At 59.9% G+C, this 20,065-nt stretch carries 19 protein-coding genes; 12 read left to right on the top strand and 7 right to left on the bottom strand.

The genetic code is table 11. From position 1 onward, the window contains the following. The first annotated feature begins 29 nt into the window (after positions 1-29). The 3 genes from speE to KF767_05300 all read left to right on the top strand — a co-directional run bounded on the left by speE (position 30) and on the right by KF767_05300 (position 3,090). A complete protein-coding gene (speE, locus tag KF767_05310) occupies positions 30-1,334 on the top strand; it encodes a polyamine aminopropyltransferase (GenBank protein ID MBX3017286.1) in 1,305 nt (434 codons plus the stop codon). Then, positions 1,331-2,359, top strand: a complete 1,029-nt coding sequence (speB, locus tag KF767_05305; protein ID MBX3017285.1) for an agmatinase — start codon at positions 1,331-1,333, stop codon at positions 2,357-2,359. The genes speE and speB overlap by 4 nt, the downstream gene beginning before the upstream one ends. A gap of 254 nt (positions 2,360-2,613) precedes the next feature. Continuing rightward, positions 2,614-3,090 carry a hypothetical protein gene (locus KF767_05300; GenBank protein ID MBX3017284.1) on the top strand — a complete coding sequence of 159 codons (477 nt, stop codon included), beginning with the start codon at positions 2,614-2,616 and terminating at the stop codon, positions 3,088-3,090. Positions 3,091-3,147: 57 nt separating this feature from the next. On the opposite strand, the gene KF767_05295 is transcribed toward KF767_05300, so the two are convergent. The 4 genes from KF767_05295 to KF767_05280 all read right to left on the bottom strand — a co-directional run bounded on the left by KF767_05295 (position 3,148) and on the right by KF767_05280 (position 9,911). Continuing rightward, positions 3,148-4,233 carry a hypothetical protein gene (locus KF767_05295; GenBank protein ID MBX3017283.1) on the bottom strand — a complete coding sequence of 362 codons (1,086 nt, stop codon included), beginning with the start codon at positions 4,231-4,233 and terminating at the stop codon, positions 3,148-3,150. 167 nt (positions 4,234-4,400) lie between these two features. Further along, a complete protein-coding gene (gene lpdA / locus KF767_05290; protein ID MBX3017282.1) occupies positions 4,401-5,810 on the bottom strand; it encodes a dihydrolipoyl dehydrogenase in 1,410 nt (469 codons plus the stop codon). Between the two features lie 25 nt (positions 5,811-5,835). Beyond that, the gene (odhB, locus tag KF767_05285; GenBank protein MBX3017281.1) at positions 5,836-7,107 is read right to left on the bottom strand and encodes a 2-oxoglutarate dehydrogenase complex dihydrolipoyllysine-residue succinyltransferase; all 1,272 of its coding nucleotides are present in this window, start codon (positions 7,105-7,107) and stop codon (positions 5,836-5,838) included. 53 nt (positions 7,108-7,160) lie between these two features. Next, entirely contained in the window at positions 7,161-9,911 is a 2,751-nt protein-coding gene (locus KF767_05280; protein MBX3017280.1) for a 2-oxoglutarate dehydrogenase E1 component, read from the bottom strand. Between the two features lie 134 nt (positions 9,912-10,045). Here KF767_05280 and gpmA point away from each other — a divergent pair, with 134 nt between their 5' ends. The 6 genes from gpmA to KF767_05250 all read left to right on the top strand — a co-directional run bounded on the left by gpmA (position 10,046) and on the right by KF767_05250 (position 14,891). After that, on the top strand, positions 10,046-10,795 hold the full coding sequence (gene gpmA, locus KF767_05275) for a 2,3-diphosphoglycerate-dependent phosphoglycerate mutase (protein ID MBX3017279.1): 750 nt from the start codon (positions 10,046-10,048) through the stop codon (positions 10,793-10,795). Next, positions 10,792-12,012 (top strand): imidazolonepropionase, encoded by a 1,221-nt coding sequence (hutI, locus tag KF767_05270; GenBank protein ID MBX3017278.1) that lies wholly within the window; start codon positions 10,792-10,794, stop codon positions 12,010-12,012. Before gpmA ends, hutI begins: the two co-directional genes overlap by 4 nt. Before the next feature lie 251 nt (positions 12,013-12,263). Next, positions 12,264-12,674: a hypothetical protein gene (locus KF767_05265; protein ID MBX3017277.1), complete on the top strand. Its 411-nt coding sequence runs from the start codon at positions 12,264-12,266 to the stop codon at positions 12,672-12,674. Continuing rightward, the gene (locus KF767_05260; protein ID MBX3017276.1) at positions 12,595-12,846 is read left to right on the top strand and encodes a hypothetical protein; all 252 of its coding nucleotides are present in this window, start codon (positions 12,595-12,597) and stop codon (positions 12,844-12,846) included. The genes KF767_05265 and KF767_05260 overlap by 80 nt, the downstream gene beginning before the upstream one ends. Further along, a complete protein-coding gene (locus KF767_05255) occupies positions 12,843-13,817 on the top strand; it encodes an asparaginase (GenBank protein ID MBX3017275.1) in 975 nt (324 codons plus the stop codon). Before KF767_05260 ends, KF767_05255 begins: the two co-directional genes overlap by 4 nt. Before the next feature lie 126 nt (positions 13,818-13,943). After that, on the top strand, positions 13,944-14,891 hold the full coding sequence (locus KF767_05250) for a trypsin-like serine protease (GenBank protein ID MBX3017274.1): 948 nt from the start codon (positions 13,944-13,946) through the stop codon (positions 14,889-14,891). A gap of 17 nt (positions 14,892-14,908) precedes the next feature. On the opposite strand, the gene KF767_05245 is transcribed toward KF767_05250, so the two are convergent. Beyond that, on the bottom strand, positions 14,909-15,049 hold the full coding sequence (locus KF767_05245; GenBank protein ID MBX3017273.1) for a hypothetical protein: 141 nt from the start codon (positions 15,047-15,049) through the stop codon (positions 14,909-14,911). Positions 15,050-15,062: 13 nt separating this feature from the next. Then, the gene (locus tag KF767_05240; GenBank protein ID MBX3017272.1) at positions 15,063-16,004 is read right to left on the bottom strand and encodes a hypothetical protein; all 942 of its coding nucleotides are present in this window, start codon (positions 16,002-16,004) and stop codon (positions 15,063-15,065) included. Positions 16,005-16,285: 281 nt separating this feature from the next. Between KF767_05240 and KF767_05235 the strand changes: the two genes are divergently transcribed. Continuing rightward, positions 16,286-17,227, top strand: coding sequence for a trypsin-like serine protease (locus KF767_05235; protein MBX3017271.1), 942 nt, complete (start codon positions 16,286-16,288; stop codon positions 17,225-17,227). Here KF767_05235 and KF767_05230 read toward each other — a convergent pair. Further along, the gene (locus KF767_05230) at positions 17,224-17,994 is read right to left on the bottom strand and encodes an acyltransferase family protein (protein MBX3017270.1); all 771 of its coding nucleotides are present in this window, start codon (positions 17,992-17,994) and stop codon (positions 17,224-17,226) included. The genes KF767_05235 and KF767_05230 overlap by 4 nt on opposite strands. 113 nt (positions 17,995-18,107) lie before the next feature. On the opposite strand from KF767_05230, the gene glpK reads away from it, so the two are divergent. Together glpK and KF767_05220 are read left to right on the top strand one after the other, a co-directional pair. Then, positions 18,108-19,580, top strand: a complete 1,473-nt coding sequence (glpK, locus tag KF767_05225; GenBank protein ID MBX3017269.1) for a glycerol kinase GlpK — start codon at positions 18,108-18,110, stop codon at positions 19,578-19,580. Between the two features lie 80 nt (positions 19,581-19,660). Further along, the gene (locus KF767_05220; GenBank protein MBX3017268.1) at positions 19,661-20,062 is read left to right on the top strand and encodes an MAPEG family protein; all 402 of its coding nucleotides are present in this window, start codon (positions 19,661-19,663) and stop codon (positions 20,060-20,062) included. Positions 20,063-20,065: the final 3 nt, after the last annotated feature.

Here is a 20,065-nt window from a genome sequence, read left to right as displayed (position 1 = left end):
TCACTTAGTTTGCGTCTATCCGAATGCGCATGAACGCACTCGGACGCCATATTCTGGTTGAATTCAGCGGTTGCAATTCGGAAGTGCTCGACGACGTTTCGAAAGTCGAGCAGGGCATGGTTCACGCCGCCCGTGAGGCCGGCGCGACCGTCGTCAATTCGAGCTTCCACCATTTTTCACCTTTCGGCGTCTCGGGCGTCGTGGTGATCCAGGAAAGCCACTTGGCGATCCACACCTGGCCCGAGTACGGCTACGCGGCGGTGGATCTGTTCACCTGCGGCGACAGCGTCGATCCTTGGATTTCGTTCGATTACCTGAAAAAGATTTTTGAGGCTGTGGATCACTCGGCGCTGGAAATGCACCGGGGTTCGCTGAATCTGCTGAACCGTTCGGACTTCACGCCGAAGACGGTGCGTCCGGCGGCGGCAGCCGCGCCCGCGCCGGTGTTCCAGCGTTCGGTTTGGTTTACGGACCGTGACGAACACCAAGCACTGTCCTTGAAGTATCAGGGCGCGATGTTGCACCAGAAAAAATCCGACTTTCAAACGGTGCGCGTTTTCCAAAGCGAAAAGTACGGTCGCGTTTTGGCTTTGGACAACGCCATCATGTGCACCGAGCGCGACGAATCGCACTACCACGAAATGCTCGTGCATCCCGCGCTCCAGAATTTGCGCGCGCCGAAACGCGCCCTCGTGATTGGGGGTGGGGACGGCGGGACGTTGCGCGAGCTTCTCCGTTACGCGTCTTTGGAGCGGATCGACTTGGTCGAAATCGACGGCGAGGTCATCGAGGCCGCCAAGACCTTTTTCCCGCGCATGGCGGAGGGGTTCGCTTCGCCGAAACTGAAATTGCATTTGGAGGACGGCATCCGCTTCGTGCAGGATGCGGCCGCCGGTGTGTACGACGTCGTCATCGTCGATGGCTCGGATCCCGTGGGGCCGGCGAAGGGTCTTTTCAGCGCCGAGTTCTTCGCGCACTGTCACCGCATCTTGAACGATCAAGGGGTTTTGGCCGCGCAGGGTGAATCGCCGCTCTTTCACGAAGAGGCCTTCCGCGATCTGCACCTGACTTTGGAAAAGCGTTTCGGTGCGGAGCGTGCGCACGTGGCGCTGTTCTTCGCACCGACCTACCCCACGGGGATGTGGAGCGTGCATTTGGCAACGAAGGCCGCACGCCACCCCATCGCCGATGTCGATTTGCAGTCGGTCGACGCTTTCGCGCGCGCGCAGAAATTGAACTATTACAACGACGGCATCCACGCGCAGGCGTTCGCGTTGCCGGGATTCGTCCAACGTCTTTTGCAAGATGATAAAACACAGGAGCCCCGGGCATGAGCCTCGATGTCAGCGATGTCGGTTTGAAGAATGGCAATTATTTGGGTTTGGACATCGAAGCGAAAGACGCCGATATCGTCGTTTTTCCGATTCCGTGGGACGTGACGACCTCGTACCGCCCGGGCACGGTCGACGGACCGGATTCGGTCCTGAACGCCAGTACGCAGCTGGATCTGTACTCGCCTTATCTGGATGACGTGGGCTCGTTGAAAATCGGGACGATCCCGGTGCCGGAACAGTGGCGCGAGCGCAGCGCCTCTTTGCGTAAGCAGACCGCGCAGTACATCAGCGCCCTCGAACAGGGCGAGGACCGCGGCACCGCCGAGATGACGAAGATCCGCGAGGCCGCGAACCGCGGCGGCGTTGAGCTGCAAGAGTGGTCACGCAAAGAAGTCGCGAAGCTTCTGGACCAGGGCCAGGCCGTGCTGACTCTGGGCGGGGACCACAGCGTCCCGCTCGGCCCCATCGAGGCCCACGCGGCGAAGTTTCCGGGCTTGAGCGTTCTGCACTTCGATGCTCACGCGGATCTCCGCGACGCTTACGAAGGCTTCGAACAGAGTCACGCCTCCATCATGTTCAACGTCTTGAAGTTGAAAGGCGTCGACCGTTTGGTCCAAGTCGGCATCCGCGACGTTTCGGAATTTGAAATCAACCTGATCAAAAACGACGACCGCATCCACACCTTCTTCGACTGGGATTTGAAAAACGCCGAGTACGAGGGGGAATCGTGGAAGTCGATCTGCGACCGCATCGTCGCGAAGCTCGGACCGCAGGTCTACATCAGCTTCGACATCGATGGTCTTGATCCCAAGCTCTGCCCCAACACCGGAACGCCCGTTCCCGGCGGTCTGGAAATGGCGCAAGCCACGGCCCTGATCCAAGCGGTCGTCCGCTCGGGCCGCAAAGTCGTTGGCGGCGATCTCGTCGAAGTTGCCCCCGCCCCCGAGGGCGACGAGTGGGACGGCAACGTCGGCGCCCGCATGCTCTTCCAAATCATGATCGCGGTGGCGCAAGGCCGGAGGTAGCCGCTGCCTTCTTGAAACGCGTCGCGTTTCAAGAAGGTCCCTTTCGGTGGGCCTTCACGGATTTTTGGTGTGTTTTTTACTGCGTTTTAGAGTGGGAATTGGTGCGGCGAGGCAGCAACCTTGCGGCTGTTTGCTCGACAGTTTCGAACTTATTCCTCCTGCTTTGGGAATCATGGAAGCCTTGTGCGTTTCTGATTGCGGTCATCACAAGCTTTGATTTTACAATGAGCGGGTGGCTTGGGAGGTCTTGGACCATGAAGCACTTGCTGATGTCTTTGGTGGGGTCTTTTCTTTTTCTCTCTTCGGCTCAGGCTTTTGAAGTCGTCGCTTCGTCACCGAAGGCGACGCGGGTGGTGACTCCGGCCGTGATGATCGATCTGGAGCGCAAGCTCGGGCCCGATCGTTGGGTCGAGAATCGCGATTGCCGGTTGAAAGCGGTCAAACGGACGGTCAGTCGCCAGTTTCTGCGCGGCTCTTACAATGCGGATCTGATCGAGCTGGATTTCGAGACCGCGCATCTCGGGCCGCGCCGGGCGTTCGCGGTCATCACCAAAGATTCGAAGTGGGGCGCGAAGTCCGCGACCGATCCGCAGTTCGGTCCCGTCGAGGATGTGCGTATCGAGCTGGGGGATCGGGATTCGACCTGGATCGAGTTCCGCCACACGGGCACGCACCTCGTCCAATTCGAGATCGGAAATATCCGCGGCCTCACGCTCTGTCTCGTGAGGTAGCCGGGGGCGCCCAGCCGCTCACTTCTTGAAACGCGTCGCGTTTCAAGAAGTGAGCGGCTACCTCGCCGCGGGTTTGCGGGAGGGGCGCAGCTCGATGTCTTCAGGTATCGGATTGACGTCTTTGGCTTTCGCCACGCCTTTTCTCTCGCAGGCGGTGAGCGACGCGAAAAGCTCCAGCGTGCGCATCGATGCGTGCGGGGCGAGCTCCGAGACCATCAAGGATTGCAAGTTCAGACGACGTTCGCCCGAGAAGTGCCCGCAGACCTCGGCCCGGTATTCGAGCGCCTCGTCGAAACCGTCGGGAATGTCGTTGGTCCAACCGGGCCATTGGGAGTAGGTGATCTGAATTTTCTCGGCCGAAAAATCAAGCCCCGTCATCGCGGCCAAACCACAGAGTCCGAGCGTGGCCTTCGCCGTCAAACGCGCGGCTTCGCGCGATCTCGGGGTGAGGGCCGCTAGCTGCCGCGCGAGGCGATCGATCTCGCCCTCATCGGGATTCGTGGTCTGTTCCCGCAACGCGAGGTCTTCGGTGAGCTGCCAGTAGGTCAGCTGGCGCTCGCGGCTGGTGTAGAAGTCCTGGCAGGCCCGCGGCACGTCGTAGATACAACTGGCATCGCTCCAAAAGTCTGGCCGTACGCAATGCACGGGCAGGGCCAACATATAGGGCGTCAGATAGCCCGACTGGTATTTCATCGTCGCGAGGACGGCTCCGGTCGGCAAGCCCTCGGCCGCGAAGGGTTCGCCGTAGGGATTCTCGTAACCCGTGAAGACATGTCCGAGCGCGGGGAATTTCTCTAGGAACAGATTCTTCTCGGTGGCGAGTTTCAGCTCTTGATACAGAATTTCCGAGCGCAGGAGGTGGCGCTCGGCGGACGCGTGGTCGGGGTTTCGGCGCACCTGATCCTTCATTGCGCGAAGCTGTTGCGGACGTCGCAAAATCTCGGCGGCTTGCCGGGCGACGTCGGTGCGCTCGCGATCGAAAGCACGGAAATCGCGTTGGTAGGCGCCGGCAGCTTCGACCACGAGCGCGTAGTAGTAGGCCATACGCTCTTCGTCCGAACCCGTCGGCGATAGCGTCCGTCGGCTCGCGAACAGAGTGGAAATCAGCGTGAAGGCGATCAATCCCCGAAGTGCCAGGCCCATTCATTCAGCGTAGCCACGCGCCCACACGGGGGCCCGAGAAATTCCGGTTTTGGGGCGAATTGAAACAACTCGAAAAAAAACGCCGAACTGTTTTTCAGCCCGGCGTTCATCCCCGGGCCCATAAGCCAGCCCGGCGTCTTAGATTGAGATTTCGAGAGCGAAACCGACTACATCTGACGGGCGCGCTTCGTGACCGCGAGGGCCGCTTCGCGCACGACTTCGTTCAAGGTCGGGTGCGCGTGGAAGCTGCGGGCGAGGTCTTCCGACGAGCCGCCGAACTCCATCGCCACGACGATCTCGTGCAGAAGTTCCGAGGCGCGCGGACCGATGATGTGCGCCCCGATGATCTTGTCGGACTTGGCGTCCGCGATGATCTTGACGAAGCCGTCGGTGAAACCCAATGCCTTCGCACGGCCGTTCGCCATGAAGGGGAACTGACCCGCGTTGTACGCGAGGCCCTTCGCCTTCACCTCTTCCTCGGTGTAACCGACCGAGGCGACCTCGGGGAAGGTGTAGATGACCGAAGGAACCGTGTGGTAATTCACGTGGCCCGCTTGACCCGCGAGGATCTCGGCGACCGCGACGCCCTCTTCCTCGGCTTTGTGCGCGAGCATCGGTCCGGGGACCAGATCACCGATGGCGTAGATGCCGGGAACATTCGTGCGGTAGTGCTTGTCGATCTGCACGAAGCCGCGTTTGTCGATCTCGACGCCGAGCTCTTCCAGGCCCAGGCCCTTCGAGAAGGGGCGACGACCGGTCGAAACCAGCACGACGTTGCCTTGCAGGGTCTTTTGCGAATTGTCGGTCATGTCCTCGTAGGACAGCTCCACGACGTCGCCGTTGATCTTCGAGCCGGTGACTTTCGCCTTCGTCGTGAAGACCATGCCTTGCTTTTCCAGGGACTTGCGCAGCTGCGCGCCCACCTGCGCGTCCAGGAACGGGCAGATGTTCTCGGCGTACTCGACGACCGTGACCTTCGCGCCCAGGCGCAGCCAGACCGAACCCAACTCGAGGCCGATCACGCCGCCACCGACGACGATCAGGTGCTCGGGAACTTTATCCAGCTCCAACGCGCCGGTGGAAGAGACGATCTTTTTCTCGTCGAACTTCAATCCCGGCAGCTCCGCGACGACCGAGCCGGTCGCGCAGACGATGTTTTTGGTATTGAGAGTTTGTTTCTCGCCCGCGGCGTTCGTCACTTCGACGACGCCCGCTTTCACGATGCGGCCGAAGCCGGTGAAGTGGGTGACTTTGTTCTTTTTCATCAAGAAGGCGACCCCATTCGTCAGCTGACGGACGACGCCCTCTTTGCGCGACATCATTTTCGCGAGGTCGAACTTCACGCCGCCGGTTTCGATCCCGTGGGCTTTGAAGTCGTGCGCGGCCAGGTGATAGTACTCCGAACTTTCGAGCAAGGCCTTCGAAGGAATGCAACCCACGTTCAGGCAGGTGCCGCCGAGAGTTTTGTCTTTTTCCACGATCGCGACGCTGAAACCCAACTGCGCCGCGCGGATGGCGCCCGTATATCCACCGGGACCGCCGCCAATGATGACGATATCAAACTGTTGTTCCGACATTTTCTAGTCCTTCAAATTAGACGTATTAGATTTCCAGTAACAGACGTTCCGGGTCCTCGACGCCTTCTTTGATTTTCACCAAGAAGGTCACGGCCTCTTTGCCGTCGATCACGCGGTGATCGTAGGAGAGCGCCACGTACATCATGGGGCGGACTTCGATCTTGCCGTTCACGACGACCGCGCGCTCTTCGATCTTGTGCATGCCCAAGATCCCCGATTGCGGGGGATTCAGGATCGGGGTCGACATCAGCGAACCGTACACGCCGCCATTCGAGATGGTGAAAGTGCCGCCGCTCATATCGTCGATCGAGATTTTGCCGTCACGCGCTTTCAATGCGTAATCGCGGATCGCCTGTTCGATCTGCGCGATCGACATGTCCTGCGCGTTTTTCACGACGGGGACGATCAAACCCTTTTCCGTTCCGACCGCAACGCCCACGTTCACGTAGTTGTTGTAAACGAGGTCCGTGCCTTCGATGAATGCGTTCACGGCAGGAACGGCCTTCAGCGCTTGGACCGAGGCCTTCACGAAGAAGCCCATGAAGCCCAAAGACAGTCCGTACTGCTCTTTGAATTTGTCTTTGTACTTCGCCCGCAGCTCCATGACCTTCGACATATCGATTTCATTGAAGGTCGTGAGGGTCGCCGTCGACTGCTGCGACTGGACGAGGCGCTCGGCGATGCGTTTACGGATGGTCGTCATGGGGACGCGCTGCTGCGGTCCTTTCGCCGACGTGGTTCCGCCCTTCGCGGGAGCCTGTTGCGTTGCGGGTTTCACGGTTTCCGTGCCCGCGCCGCCGCCACCAGCGGGAGCGTTCATGACATCTTCTTTCGTCAGGCGGCCGTCACGGCCCGTGCCGGTCACCGACGATGCGTCCAGGCCGCGCTCAGAAACGATCTTCTGAACCGCGGGGCTCAGGTGACCTTTCAGATCGGGGTGGATCACCGCGGACCCTGAAGCGACGGGTGCGGCCGGCTGCGGCTCGGATTTCGCCGAAGCGCCAGCCGCGGGCTGGGGAGCCGCTTCCTTCGCGGCGGGAGCGGCCGACGCGCTCGCCTTTCCGTCCGAGTCGATGGAGCCGATCACGCTGCCGATCGGAATGGTTTTACCGGCTTCCACCGCGATGGTCAGAACACCGTCATTCTCGGCGACGACTTCCACCGAAGCCTTGTCGGTTTCAAGCAGGAGCAGAACTTCGTTCCGCTTGACCGCTTCGCCATTTTTTTTCATCCACTGACCGACCGTTGCTTCGGTGATCGATTCGCCCACCTGGGGGACTTTGACGTCGACTTTCATGATGATTCTCCTTGAGGGGACGAATGCGGCGGGGCCGCAGTCGTCCTTCCGACTTAGATGGTAAAACAGTTCTTCAAAATTTCAGCTTGTTCGATCTTGTGGCGGTACTGCGAACCGGTCGCCGGTGACGAACGTTCGCCACGGCCAACATAGTGCAGAGCCAACTTCGTCATGCCTTCGCGGATCAGCAGCTCGGACAGACGGAAGTAGATGTACTGGTAAGCGCCCATGTTCTTCGGCTCTTCCTGGACCCACACCAAGTTCTTCAGATTCGGGTACTGTTTCAGCGCCGCCGCGATCTGTTTGGAAGGAGTCGGGTAGAGCTGTTCCACGCGCACGATCGCCGTCCGGTCGTTGCCTTGCTTTTCGCGTTCTTCGAGAAGTTCGTAATAAAGCTTCCCGCTGACGAGCGCGACGGTTTCGACCTTCTTCGGATCTTTCAGGATCGATTCCGGAATCACTTCTTGGAAGGTGCCCTTCGCGAGTTCTTCCAAAGTCGAAGTCGCGCGCGGGTGACGCAGAAGGGATTTCGGCGACATGATCACCAAAGGCTTACGGAACTGACGGCGGATCTGACGGCGAAGCGCGTGGTAGATCTGCGCGGGCGTCGTCAAGTTCGCGACCTGCATATTGTTCTGACCGCAGAGCTGCAAGAAGCGCTCAAGGCGGGCCGAGCTGTGCTCGGGGCCCTGACCTTCGTAACCGTGGGGCAAAAGCAGAACGAGGCCGTTCATCTGCTGCCACTTCGATTCACCCGAAGCCAAGAACTGATCGATGATGATCTGCGCGCCGTTGGCGAAATCGCCGAACTGCGCTTCCCAGAGTGTCAGGAAGGTCGGATCGCAAACCGCGTTTCCGTATTCGAAACCGAGGACCGCGTACTCCGACAGAATCGAGTCGTAAACGCAGAACTCGACCTTATCGCCTTCGAGGGTATCGAGGGCCGCATAGGGTTCGCCGGTCTTCACGTCGTAAAGGGCCGCGTGACGGTGAGTGAAGGTTCCGCGGACGCAGTCTTGTCCGGTCAGACGCACGCTGGTGCCTTCGGTCAAAAGGGAGCCGTACGCCAGAAGCTCGGCCGTACCCCAGTCGAGCGGGTCTTCGCCGTTCGCCATTTTTTTACGGGTCTCGAGCAGCTTCAGAAGTTTCGGATGGGGCGTGAAATTCGCGGGCACGGAGCCGATCACGTTGCCGATCATCTTCAGCTTTTCGATGGGGAAGGTCGTGTCGGTCGGTTTGTCGAAGTCGTCCGACTTCGCCTTACGCAGACCTTTCCAGAAGCCTTCGAATTTGAAGGGTTCGATTTTCGGGGGCTGCTGTTTTGTATTTTCGTAGATCTTCTGCAGGCGATCCATCTCTTCGTTGAATTGGCCGTCCACGAAGGCTTGGTCGATCACGTTTTCACGCATGATCTTCTTCGCGTAGACTTCGCGCGGAGTCGGGTGCTTGCGGATGATGTCGTACATCTGCGGTTGCGTGAATGCGGGTTCGTCGCCTTCGTTGTGACCGAAGCGGCGGTAGCAGATCAGGTTCACGACGATGTCGCGGCCCCATTCTTGGCGGAAACGCAAAGCCAGTTCCATGGCGCGGACACCGGCTTCGACGTCGTCACCGTTCACGTGCATGACCGGAGTCGCGAGAATCTTCGCGATGTCCGTGCAGTAGTGCGACGAACGACCGTTTTCGGGGCTCGTCGTGAAACCGACTTGGTTATCGATCACCAAGTGGATGGTTCCGCCGACGGTGTAGCCTTTGACTTGCGACATCTGGAAGGTCTCGGCGACGACACCTTGGCCCGCGAATGCGGCATCACCGTGGATCAACACGGGGACGACCTTTTTGCGCTCTTTCGTGTCTTTACGGCGACGTTGAGCCGCACGCGCCATTCCCAAGATCACGGGATTCGCGGCTTCCAAGTGTGAGGGATTGTAAGCGAGGCCCAGTTGAATCGGACCGTTGGGCGTGGGTTTTTCGATCTGGTAACCCATGTGGTACTTCACGTCGCCATCGTAGTCCTCGATCGGGATCGAAGTCTCGGTGGTGCCGTTGAAGTCCGAGAAAATGTAATCGGGTTTTTTGCCCATGAAGTTAGCGAGCACGTTCACGCGTCCACGGTGCGCCATTGCGACCAGGATTTCCTCGACGCCGCGAGCGGTGGCGTGGGTCGCCATGGTGTCGAGCATGGGCAGCATGGCGTCCGCGCCCTCCACCGAGAAACGTTTCGCGCCGACGTAGCGGGCGTGGATGAATTTCTCTAAGACATCCGTTTTGTTCAGCGTCTGGAAGATTCCCTTTTTTTGTTCGGGCGTGAACTTCAAGGCTTCGCGGTTCTGCTCGAACTCGCGGATGAACCAGTTGCGCACTTCGGGAAGGGCTTCCGCGACCTGCACGGTCAAGGTTCCGCAGTAGCAGGCGCGCATGTGCGCGATGATGTCGCGTAGGGTGGCGTCGGGCTTGCCGATCACCGCGCCGATTTGGAATTTCGCATCGAGGTCCGCTTCGGTCAGATTGAACCGCGAGAGCGAAAGCTGCTCGGAGGGGCTCGACGAGTTCGCGAGCGGATCGGTGTTCGCCTCGAAGTGCCCGTAGTTGCGGTACGCGTTGATCAGTCCGTAGACGTCGAGTTCTTTGTCCGAAAGTCCCATGGGGCGGTCGGTGGCGAAGTCCACGCCTTCAAAAAAGGCTTTCCAATCCGGCGACACCGAGTCGGGATTGGTTTGGAACTGCCGGTACAGCGACTCGATGTACGGAGCGTTGTCGCGGTTGACCGCCGTGCGGGAATTTTTCGGGGTTTGGGAATTCATGTTGAGCCTCGCATTGACGCTTGCATTGAAGCTTGGAAAGAGGGTCTTCTCACTCTATAAAGTTGCCCATCAATCCTAGCTCGAAGCTCCTAGAAAAGGTAGCATTTCGGAGCACCGACAAAGGGAGTGTTCGCATGCGCCAAATCGTCTTCGTCCGTCACGGCGAGAGTACGTGGAATAAAGAAAACCGCTTCACCGGTTGGCAGGACGTGGATCTGTCCGAAAAAGGTCGAGCGGAAGCTCGAGACGCGGGAAAGCTTCTGAAGAAAGAGGGCTTCCGCTTCGATATGGCGTACTGCTCAGTTTTGCGGCGTGCGCTCACCACCCTTTGGCTGATCCAGGACGAAATGGACCTTTTGTGGATTCCCGTCGAAAAGTCGTGGCGCCTGAACGAACGTCACTACGGCGCGCTCACCGGACTCGACAAATCCGAGACCGCGGCCCGTCATGGTGAAGAGCAGGTCAAAATCTGGCGTCGGAGCTACGATACGCCTCCGCCGGCCCTTTCGACCGATGATCCCCGCCATCCCCAGTTCGATCCGAAGTACCAAAACGTCAGCAAAGGCCAGCTTCCGGCCGGGGAGTCATTGAAAGACACCGTCGCCCGCGTCGTTCCGCTCTGGCAGAACGAGATTTTGCCGCAGCTCGACACCGGTCGCAAAATTCTGGTCGCGGCCCACGGGAACTCGCTCCGCGCGCTCATTCAGCACATCGAGAAGTTAACGCCCGAGCAGATCATGGAAGTGAACGTCCCCACGGGGGTTCCGCTCGTGTACGAGCTGGATGAAAAAAACAACTTCATCCGCAAATATTACCTCGGCGACGCCGCGGCCATCGCCGCCGCACAGGAGAAAGTCGCGAGCCAAGGGAAAGCGAACGCTTGATCTTCCGGGGCATCAAAACGCTTTATACGTTTCAGGACATCGCGGCCAAAGACGGCCGCGGGGTCACGGACGCCGATTTCACGCCGATCCCTCGGGCCGCTATGGTCGTGGACAAGGGAGTGGTGCGCTGGGTCGGGCCGGAGCGTCGTTTGCCCCGCGAATTCCGGAAACATCGGGACGTCGATCTGAAAGGTCAAAACGTCTATCCCGCGTTCCTCGATCCGCACACGCATCTGATCTATGCCGGGGACCGCGCCGAGGAATTCGAGTGGCGCAACTCGGGCGTCAGCTACCAGGAGATCGCGGCGCGGGGGGGAGGCATCCTCTCCACGATGACGAAGACCCGCAAAGCGTCGCCCGCGAAACTGCGCGCCGAGGCCGAAAAGCGTGTGCGCGAGCTCGTGAATCAGGGCGTGACGACGATCGAAGTGAAATCGGGCTATGCGCTCAACCTGAAAGATGAAGTGAAGTGCCTGAAGGTCGCGGCCGAACTCGGCCCCGCGCGCATCGTTCCGACCTTTCTGGGGGCGCACGCGCGCCCTCCCGAATTCAAAACGACGCCGGAGTATCTGAAGTACCTGGCCGAAAGTGTTTTGCCGGTCATCCGTCGGAAAAAGCTGGCGGACCGGGTGGACATCTTCGTCGAAAAAGGATTCTTCGAGTCCGCGGACAGCCGCGCGTATTTGGCCCGGGCGCGCGAACTCGGGTTCCAGATCACGATTCACGCGGATCAAATCACGCTGTCGGGTGGGAGTGAGCTGGGGCTTGAGCTCGGCGCGCTTTCCATCGATCACGTGATTCAGATCGACGACGCGCTGATCGAGAAGATCGCGCGGACGAACATCACCCCGGTTCTTCTGCCGGCGGCGGACCTCTATATGAAGTGCGCCTATCCACCGGCCCGCGCGCTGATTGATCGCGGTGCGCGTGTGGCGCTCGCGACCGATCACAATCCCGGGACCAGCCCCACGCTCGATCTCCAGTTAGTGGGACTGCTCGCCCGGCTGCAAATGAAGATGACTTTGCCCGAGGTTTTCAGCGCCTTCACCTTCGGGGCCGCCGCGGCCCTCGGTTTGTCGGACTCCTTGGGAAGTTTGGAGCCGGGAAAAAACGCCGACTTCTTCGCGACCGGGGCCGCCCCGACAGATCACTTCTACGCGGCGGGGGCTCGACTTGAGCCGCAGGTGTTCCGTGAAGGGCGTCGCATCGATTCTTGATTCCAAGCGACCGGCTTAAGTGCTGGGCAAGTGAGCCTGATCCGTTGTCCAAAGTCGACGTCTCGTCTGACTTCCATTTAAGGAGTCATCTCGGGGACTTCAGAATCAGGTTAAGAAGCTCACCTCTCAATTGCGACGCTCTGCGATGCCAAAATGTCAATTTTCTGAAATCATCTTAAATACCATTTGCGCGACTTCGATTTTGCTTTTTAGGCTCGAGACATCACGGAAGATGTGGCGGAGGGGAACTCATGACGTCCTCAGGACTGATGACTTCGAAGTATTTCAACCCGGCTTTTAACTCGGCAATTTTCGACGGGCCGTTCCGGATCTATTTCGCGCAGGTTCACGAGAACATCGCGCTGAAGGTCTATTTCAGCCTGCAGCAGAAGTTCCCGGCCGAGGTGGAAAAGGCCAAGAACTGCCACCGCGCGCACGGCACCAACCTGCTGATCATGCTGTATCCCAGCGCCGACGCCTTCCAAATGTCCTTCGAAGGGAAGCGTCAGTTTCTGATTGAAGAACAGTGGGGTGAGGATACACTGCTGGCTATTAATGGACCCTTCGAAGACGAAAAACTCCATGAAGTCCTTGAAGGCGCGGCCCACTGCCTCGCCCAGTGGCCTTTGCCCGTCGAAGCTCACCACGAAGCGCCGCTCTAAAGGTCAGGCGATTCTCGAATACATTCTGCTGTTGACGGTTTCGATGGGGATCGCCGCGATCATCATCAAATCGCTCGTTTCGCGAAATCCGGATTCACCCGGGGCGCTCCTTTACCGTTGGGATCACATCAACAAAGAGATCGGCCGTGACGATCCCAACAAATCCAAATGAAAACTCTGGGCGTTGAAGTCCTCCGCGGCGAAGAAGTCGAGTCCCGTCATCAGGTTCACCTGATCGCCGTCGATACTTCGGGGCAAGCGTTGTGGCGGCACGGCGATCTGTCGCGTCCGACGTTCCCGCGCTCTGCCATCAAGCCCATGCAGGCGATGCTGTTCGCGGACGTGCATGCGCCTCAGAATGACCGCGAACGTCGTCGTCTTTCGCTGGCCTCCAGCTCGCACTGGGCGGCGCGACTGCATCTGGACGTTCTGCGCGACTGGCACGCGGCTGAGAAATTTCACGACGACGATCTCATCTGCGGACCGCAAACGCCGCGGGATGCGGATGAACAGCGCCGCTTGATCCTCGAAGATAAACCGGTCTGCCGTCTGCACAACAACTGCTCGGGGAAACACACCGCCTTTTTGCACGTCTGTCGCGAGCGCGGCTGGAGCGCCCAGGGCTACGGCGACTTCGCCCATCCGCTCCAAGTCGAGCTGCGCCGTCTGCACTCCGAGATGAGCGGCATCGATTGGGACCGCCTGCCTTGGGGGATCGACGGCTGCGGCATTCCGACTTCGCTCGTCCCCGTGGAAAACCTGTTGCGCCTGACCACCGCGTTCGCGGGTCAGGTGAAAACCGACGCGCGTATCCAGCGGGTCGTGGACGCCGTACTTGCTTACCCCGAGATGGTGGCCGGACCGAAGGGCTTCTGCACGCGCTTCATGCAAGTCGCGCGCGGAGAGTGGCTCGTGAAAACCGGTGCCGAGGGCAATTACCTCGGTCTGAATCTGAAAAACGGCGTGTCCTTCTATCTGAAAGTGGAGGACGGCAACTCCCGCGCGAGTGAATTCGCGGTCATGGAGATGGGCCGTCGTTTCAGCGAAAGTTCCGCACTCCGCTCGGAACTGGAAGCCTGGCAGGCGGAACCTTTGACCAATTGGTCGGGCGAAAGCATCGGCCGCCTCCGTTTAACGCCCTGAGGGCGATCTAAGCCCCCGAATTCCTTCGGTTGAAAAGATGGCCACGTCGGAAAACTGACAGTGTCGAAATACGGCCTTCATCGTTTACTCTGCGCCTTCTTCAGTGATGTCGTGTGGAGGTTTTTTTTGGGGAAACGTCAGTTGTTGATGATGGGGCTTGCCGCGGGATTGCCACTTTTTCTGGGGGCTTGCCACGTGAACTTGGGGTCGACGGAAACGTCGTACACCGACAAAGTACCGAATCCGAAACCTTACCAATGCACCGAGGGTGAATGGGACGGTCCGGGCGTCATCAACGGACAGAAGCTCACGAGCCAAGGGCGACTGAGCAAAAGCCTCGTCTTCCTGGTTCATCAATTGTCGAAAGGCTCCGACAGCGCTTCGCTGTGCACGGGCACGCTGATCAGCCGCGACATCGTCCTGACGGCCGCGCACTGCGTGGACGGGGGGCTCGAATCGACGCGTGCCGAACGTTTGGCGGTCGTTTTCGGGAACGATCCCTTGTGCGCGCTTTCGAAGAAAGATCAGACGAACATCCGTAAGGCCGAAAAGATCATTTTGCACCCCGACTGGTCGACCTCGAACAGCGGGGGCGTGGACCTCGCGCTCGTGAAGTTGTCGTCGGACGCGCCTTGGGAAACCCGCGCGATGGACGTCGCGAACGATCTGCCCAGCTTGGATGACGATCGCGAAATCTTCGGCGCCGGTTACGGTCGGACGACCGACTACGAAGACGCCGAAGGCGATCAGCCTTACTTGCGGATCGCGAAGCTGCGCCCGCAAAATCGCGTGCCTAATCAGGGCATCATGAACAATCCGGCTTCGCGCCGTTTGATCTTCAATCAGAAATCCGAAGGCTCGCTCTGTCGCGGTGACAGCGGCGGTCCCGCGGTCGTCATCGAAGGTGGCGTCGCGAAGGTGATCGGGGTCGCCTCGTTCGTTTGGGATCCCACCGTCACCACCTGCAAAAGCTACGTCGTCCACACGAGCGTCTCGTACTATCGCGAGTGGTTGATGGAGACTTACGAGAAGCTACGCGGGACCTATTCGGCCCCGAATCCCTTCCGTCGGTAGAAAGCGGTCGTCGGGCGCTAAAGCCCGTCGGGCAGGATCTGGCGGATGAGGGCGCGGATTTTCTCGGCGTCCTCGTCGGCGGGGAAGACCTCGTCCGGGGAAAGATCGCGCGCCGGTGTTCCCGGCGCGTTTTGATTCAAAATCTCACTCAGTGACATTTCCGACTCCGGCTTAACGGCGGCACTCATGCGAACCCTCGCGCAGCGAGATGAACGCGGTGCCGGCGAATTTCAGACCTTCGAGTTCCAACTCCAAACGTTCGGCGCGGATCGTGTCGCAGGTGAAGACCAGCTGACGGAACGTTGTCCAGAGCGTGCGTTTGACGTCGTGTTCGAGGTTCAGCCAAGTGCGGCCCTGCGCCTCGAGCGACTGGGTCAGCGTCGTGACCGCATCCCAGCAGTCCTGCAGGGTCGGGTGCATCCGGCGCAGTTCGCGGACGTTGGTGTCGTCTTCGCGGTGAAGTTTGTAGACCATCTCGGCGTGGCCCGCGACCGCGCGGCAGCTGAAGCCGCCGACGCCTTGACCGGTGACCCGCAGTTTTTGCTCGTGCCGTTGGAACTCGTTGATCAATCCGTTGTCGAAATCCACGTTCGGATTCCACTGCTCGAGCGGGATGATCCAATCCGTCCACAGGTTGCGGCCTTGCAGCTCCAGTCCCGAACTTAATTTCATCGTGACGACCTCGACGACTTCGCCGCGGGCGTTTTGATCGCGCCAGTGCGGTCCGGCTTGGCCCCAAACTTTGCGGGTGAATTCCATGTACTCATTGCGGCGGGGGAGGCGCGCGGCGTAGTCCGCGCAGGTTTCGGGCGCCTCGATCTCGCGCGCGAAGACCGAAATGCGGGTCAGGCGCTCGTCGTAGTCGGTGATCTTGTTGCGCCACCAGCCCGTGTCACCATCGGTCGGACCGAAGCTGATCCGCGCGGGGACCCAGCGGCCGAAGCCGGCGTCATGCGCTTCTTTGCATTTGAAATCCTCGGGACGGATCTGCACGAGCACGCGCATCTTCTGCTCGCTGATGAGTTTCGCCGCCGGCCCCTCATCCTTCGTTTGGGCCATCGCGGCCACGCCCGTCACCGTTACCATCGTCGCCATCATCAGTTTCGCAAACATCGTGAACCCCCTTCGGATGCGTCCGGATTTAGCGGGATCGGGGTCATTCGCCTACTTCATTGGAGCTATGTTTGTGATGAATCAGATTGATCACCGGCCCTCGGTCCGCCCGCGGCGCGGGCCGGGACCGATGGTCCTTCACCTCCCGGGGCGGGTGCCACTTTTGGGCTTGCGGATGCAGCGTAAGATATTGATATCGCTGGTGAGTTCGGCCGTGTAGAAAACGCCGTCGGGGATCTGACAGCTGCGCTGGGGGCGTGAATTTGCGAAACTCGATGGCGATGCTCAGAACTCTCATTGCCGCCGGGCGGCCTTTCCTTCTGCTTTTCGCCTTCGCGGGGCTTATGGCCTGCGCAGAGACGGACGTTCGCGGGCCTGGGGAAGTGGTGCTTGATCCCGCACAGTCGTCGCGGATCTTCGGCGGAACCGAAGTCGAGAAAGGGAGCGACCTTCTGAATTTTGTCGTCGCGATCGAATCCATCGGCGTGAACGACCGCGAGATCCATTGCACCGGTACTTTGATTCACCCGCGCGTCGTCCTGACCGCCGGTCACTGCATGGATACGCCCGAACTGTTCGTCAACTCCGCGCAGCTGCGTTTTCGCACGCGCGAATTCGCTTACGCGAACGAAGAAAACGAAAAGCTTCAAGTCGCGTTCGATCACACTCGCCGCGCGCTTGGCATTGTCCGTCCGAAGCGGTGGGACGACCTTTTGCGCGAAGACCCGCGCGACCGCGAACGTCTGGCCTACGATGTCGCCTTGATCCTGCTCGACGAAGACGCTCCGGCGGGGACGACGCCGGTCGGGTTCCGCGCGTTCAATCCCGACTTCGTTTCCATGCCTCAGCTCACGACCGCCGGCTTCGGCGCCGAGGGCGGTACCCTCGACGTCGTGGAGGGGGCGCGCAATCTGCTTCTGCACGGCGCTGGACCGTTGCGCGAGGTGACGTTGACCCGCTCACCGCGCGAGGAAAGCGCGATGCATTTTGATAGCTTCCAAGCCTCGAAAGGAATCTGCTACGGCGATTCGGGCGCACCGGCGTTGACGAAGATCGACGACCGTTGGGTGCTGATCGGGGTCGCGAGTTACGTCACGAACCAGGGCCGCGACATCTGTCGCAATCGGGGTTACTTCTTGAAGTTCGCCTACCGGGCGGAAAACGGCGAAACGCTCGAAACCTGGATCAAGGAAACGCTCGTCGCGCTCACCGCGGGTCTTTAGAAGAACATCTTCCCACGTTTTTTGAGCTCATCGTTCATGGCGTCTTGCATGAGCTCTTGAATCTCGGTCGCGATATCGTGCATCAGCTCGCGGTCGTTCACGGCCGACGGCTTGTAGGGCAGATAGATGGGGGTCAAGAACTTCATCCGCCACCGCACCGGTAAAGGGATCACGTTCAGCGGCAGGGGCAAAACCGTTCCGCGCAGGAACTTCGTGAACTTCAGCTGCGACAAATTGATGTGCGTCTCTTCCGCGCCGATGACCAGGCAGGGAACGATCGGGCTTTGCGTTTCGATCGCCATACGGATGAAGCCGCGCTTGAAGTCCTGCAACTGGTACGCGCGACTGGTGGGTTTGAAGTTTCCTTGCTCACCTTCGGGGAAGATGATGATGGCGTTGTTTTTCGACAGCGCCTGCACGCCGTTTTCGTAGGTCGCCTCGGTGAAACCCATCTTCTGCGCGGGAATCGCGGTCGTTTTCGTCAAAAACCAGAAGTGATGGGTGAGGACGCGCGGAATCCGCTTCGCCTGGTTGTGCACGACGTGCGCGAGCAAAAGGGCATCGAAACCCGAATAGCCCGAATGGTTCGGCGCGATGATCGCGGCCCCGCGACGGGGAATATTCTCGGCCCCTTCGACTTCCAGACGGAAGTACTTCCGCATGATCTCCATCAAAAGGTGCGGCAGAACCCGGTAGGTCAGGGTCTCGCGATCGAGCTCTTTGAGCTTGAACAGCTTTTCGCCGGTTTTGCCGAAGAAGTTCTTCATGACCGTCACGCTAACACGGGGGCCTGACGGGGACAACTTTGTTGACCGCGCTTCGCCCTGTTCATGAAGATGTCACCCAACCGAAACGAGGAGGGGGCATGTCGAAATACATCATGGCCATCGATCAGGGGACGACCGGAAGCCAGGTGCTGCTCGTCGACCACGCGGGGCAGATCGTCGCCGCGGAAAGCCAGGACTTTCCGCAGCAGTTCCCGAAGGCCGGTTGGGTCGAGCACGACCTTGAAGAGATCTGGCGCTCGATCGAAACGGCGGCGGACCGGATGTTCAAGGCGCACCCCAACGCCCGCAACGAGATCGCCGCCATCGGCATCACGAACCAACGCGAAACGGTCGTCTTCTGGGATCAGAAAACCGGCCGCGCCCTTCACAACGCCATCGTCTGGCAGGACCGCCGGACCTCCGATCTTTGCGAAAAATTGAAAAAGAAGGGGCTCAAACCCAAGATCAAATCCAAAACCGGACTCGTGATCGACCCCTACTTCTCGGCGACCAAGATGCAGTGGCTTCTGGAAAACGTCGCGGGGCTGAAAGAAAAGGCCGCCAGCGGAGCGGCGCTCGCCGGAACGATGGACAGCTTCGTCCTGTGGCGCCTGACCCAAGGCGCGTCCCACAAGACGGACGTTAGTAACGCCAGCCGCACGATGCTCATGAATATCAAAACGGGTGCGTGGGACAACGACCTTTTGAAGCTCTTCAAAGTCCCGGCAGCCTGCCTGCCCGAGATCGCGGACTCTTCGGGAGTTTTCGGTCATACGAAAGGCGTGGGCTTTTTGCCGGACGGGATTCCCGTCGCGGGCATCGCGGGCGATCAGCAGTCCGCGCTTTTCGGACAGGCGTGCTTCAAAGCGGGCGAGGCGAAGTGCACCTTCGGGACCGGAAGTTTCCTGCTCATGAATACCGGCGCGCAAATGAAGTCCTCGAAGGCGGGCCTTTTGACGACGGTCGCGTGGCGTCTGCCGGGTCAGAAAATGCAGTACGCGCTCGAGGGCGGCGCCTTCGTCTGCGGCGCGGCCGTGCAGTGGCTGCGCGACGGACTGGGGCTGATCAAAACTTCGGCCGAGGTCGAAGCGCTCGCGAACGAAGTGAACGACACGCTCGGCGTGCAGTTCGTCCCCGCGCTGACGGGTTTGGGCGCGCCCTACTGGTGGCCCGAGGCGCGCGGCCTGATCACTGGACTGACGCGCGGAACGACGAAGGCGCACCTCGCGCGCGCAACGCTTGAAAGTATGGCCATGCAAAACGTCGAGATCCTGCTCGCGATGCAAAAAGATCTGGGGCGTAAACTCCCGTCACTGAAAGTCGACGGCGGCGCGACCGCGAACGGCACGCTCATGCAGATGCAGGCGGACATGCTGGGCGTGACCGTCGAGCGCCCGCAAAACATCGAAACGACCGCGATGGGCGCCGTCTTCCTGGCGGGCTTGGGCACGGGTTTCTGGAAAAACCTGGAGGAGCTCCGCAAGGTTTGGAAGATCGACCGCGACTTCAAGGTGAAGTGGAGCGCCAAGCAACGGAGCGTGCGCCTGAAAGAGTGGCAGGCCGCCGTCACCCGCGCGAAGGCCTAAATTTCCTTAAAGCGTGGAGATTTGGGAGTCGCGCCGGGTGGCGCGGCTTTGCAAGTTTGGATTCTTGAGAGGAAAACACGATGGTCTCCACCGAACTGAACATGCTGACCTTCTCGATCTTTCTGGGGATCGTGCAACTTTTGCTGGCCACCCAGCTCGAGACCCGGGCCCGCGGGGTCGCTTGGAATCTCTCCAACCGTGATGTGCCTCCGGAGCCGCTTCCCGGTCTCGCGGGGCGGGTGAAGCGCGCGCACCAGAATTTTCTAGAGACCTTCCCTTTCTTCGTCGCCGCCGTGGCCTGCGTGCAGATGTCGGGGCTGGGCGACAACTTGAGCGCGTTCGGCGCGATTCTTTACTTCACGGCGCGGCTGATCTATTTCCCCGTCTACGCGATGGGGATCATGGTCGTGCGGAGTTTGGCGTGGGCGGCGTCGCTCCTCGGAATCGTGCTGATCGCGGCATCGATGTTTATCAATTTCTAAAAG

This window comes from Pseudobdellovibrionaceae bacterium (assembly GCA_019637875.1).
Taxonomy (GTDB): Bacteria; Bdellovibrionota; Bdellovibrionia; order Bdellovibrionales; family Bdellovibrionaceae; genus JAHBUW01.
The sequence above is the reverse complement of the archived record's forward strand: the minus strand, read 5'-3'. Positions and strand labels throughout refer to the sequence as shown.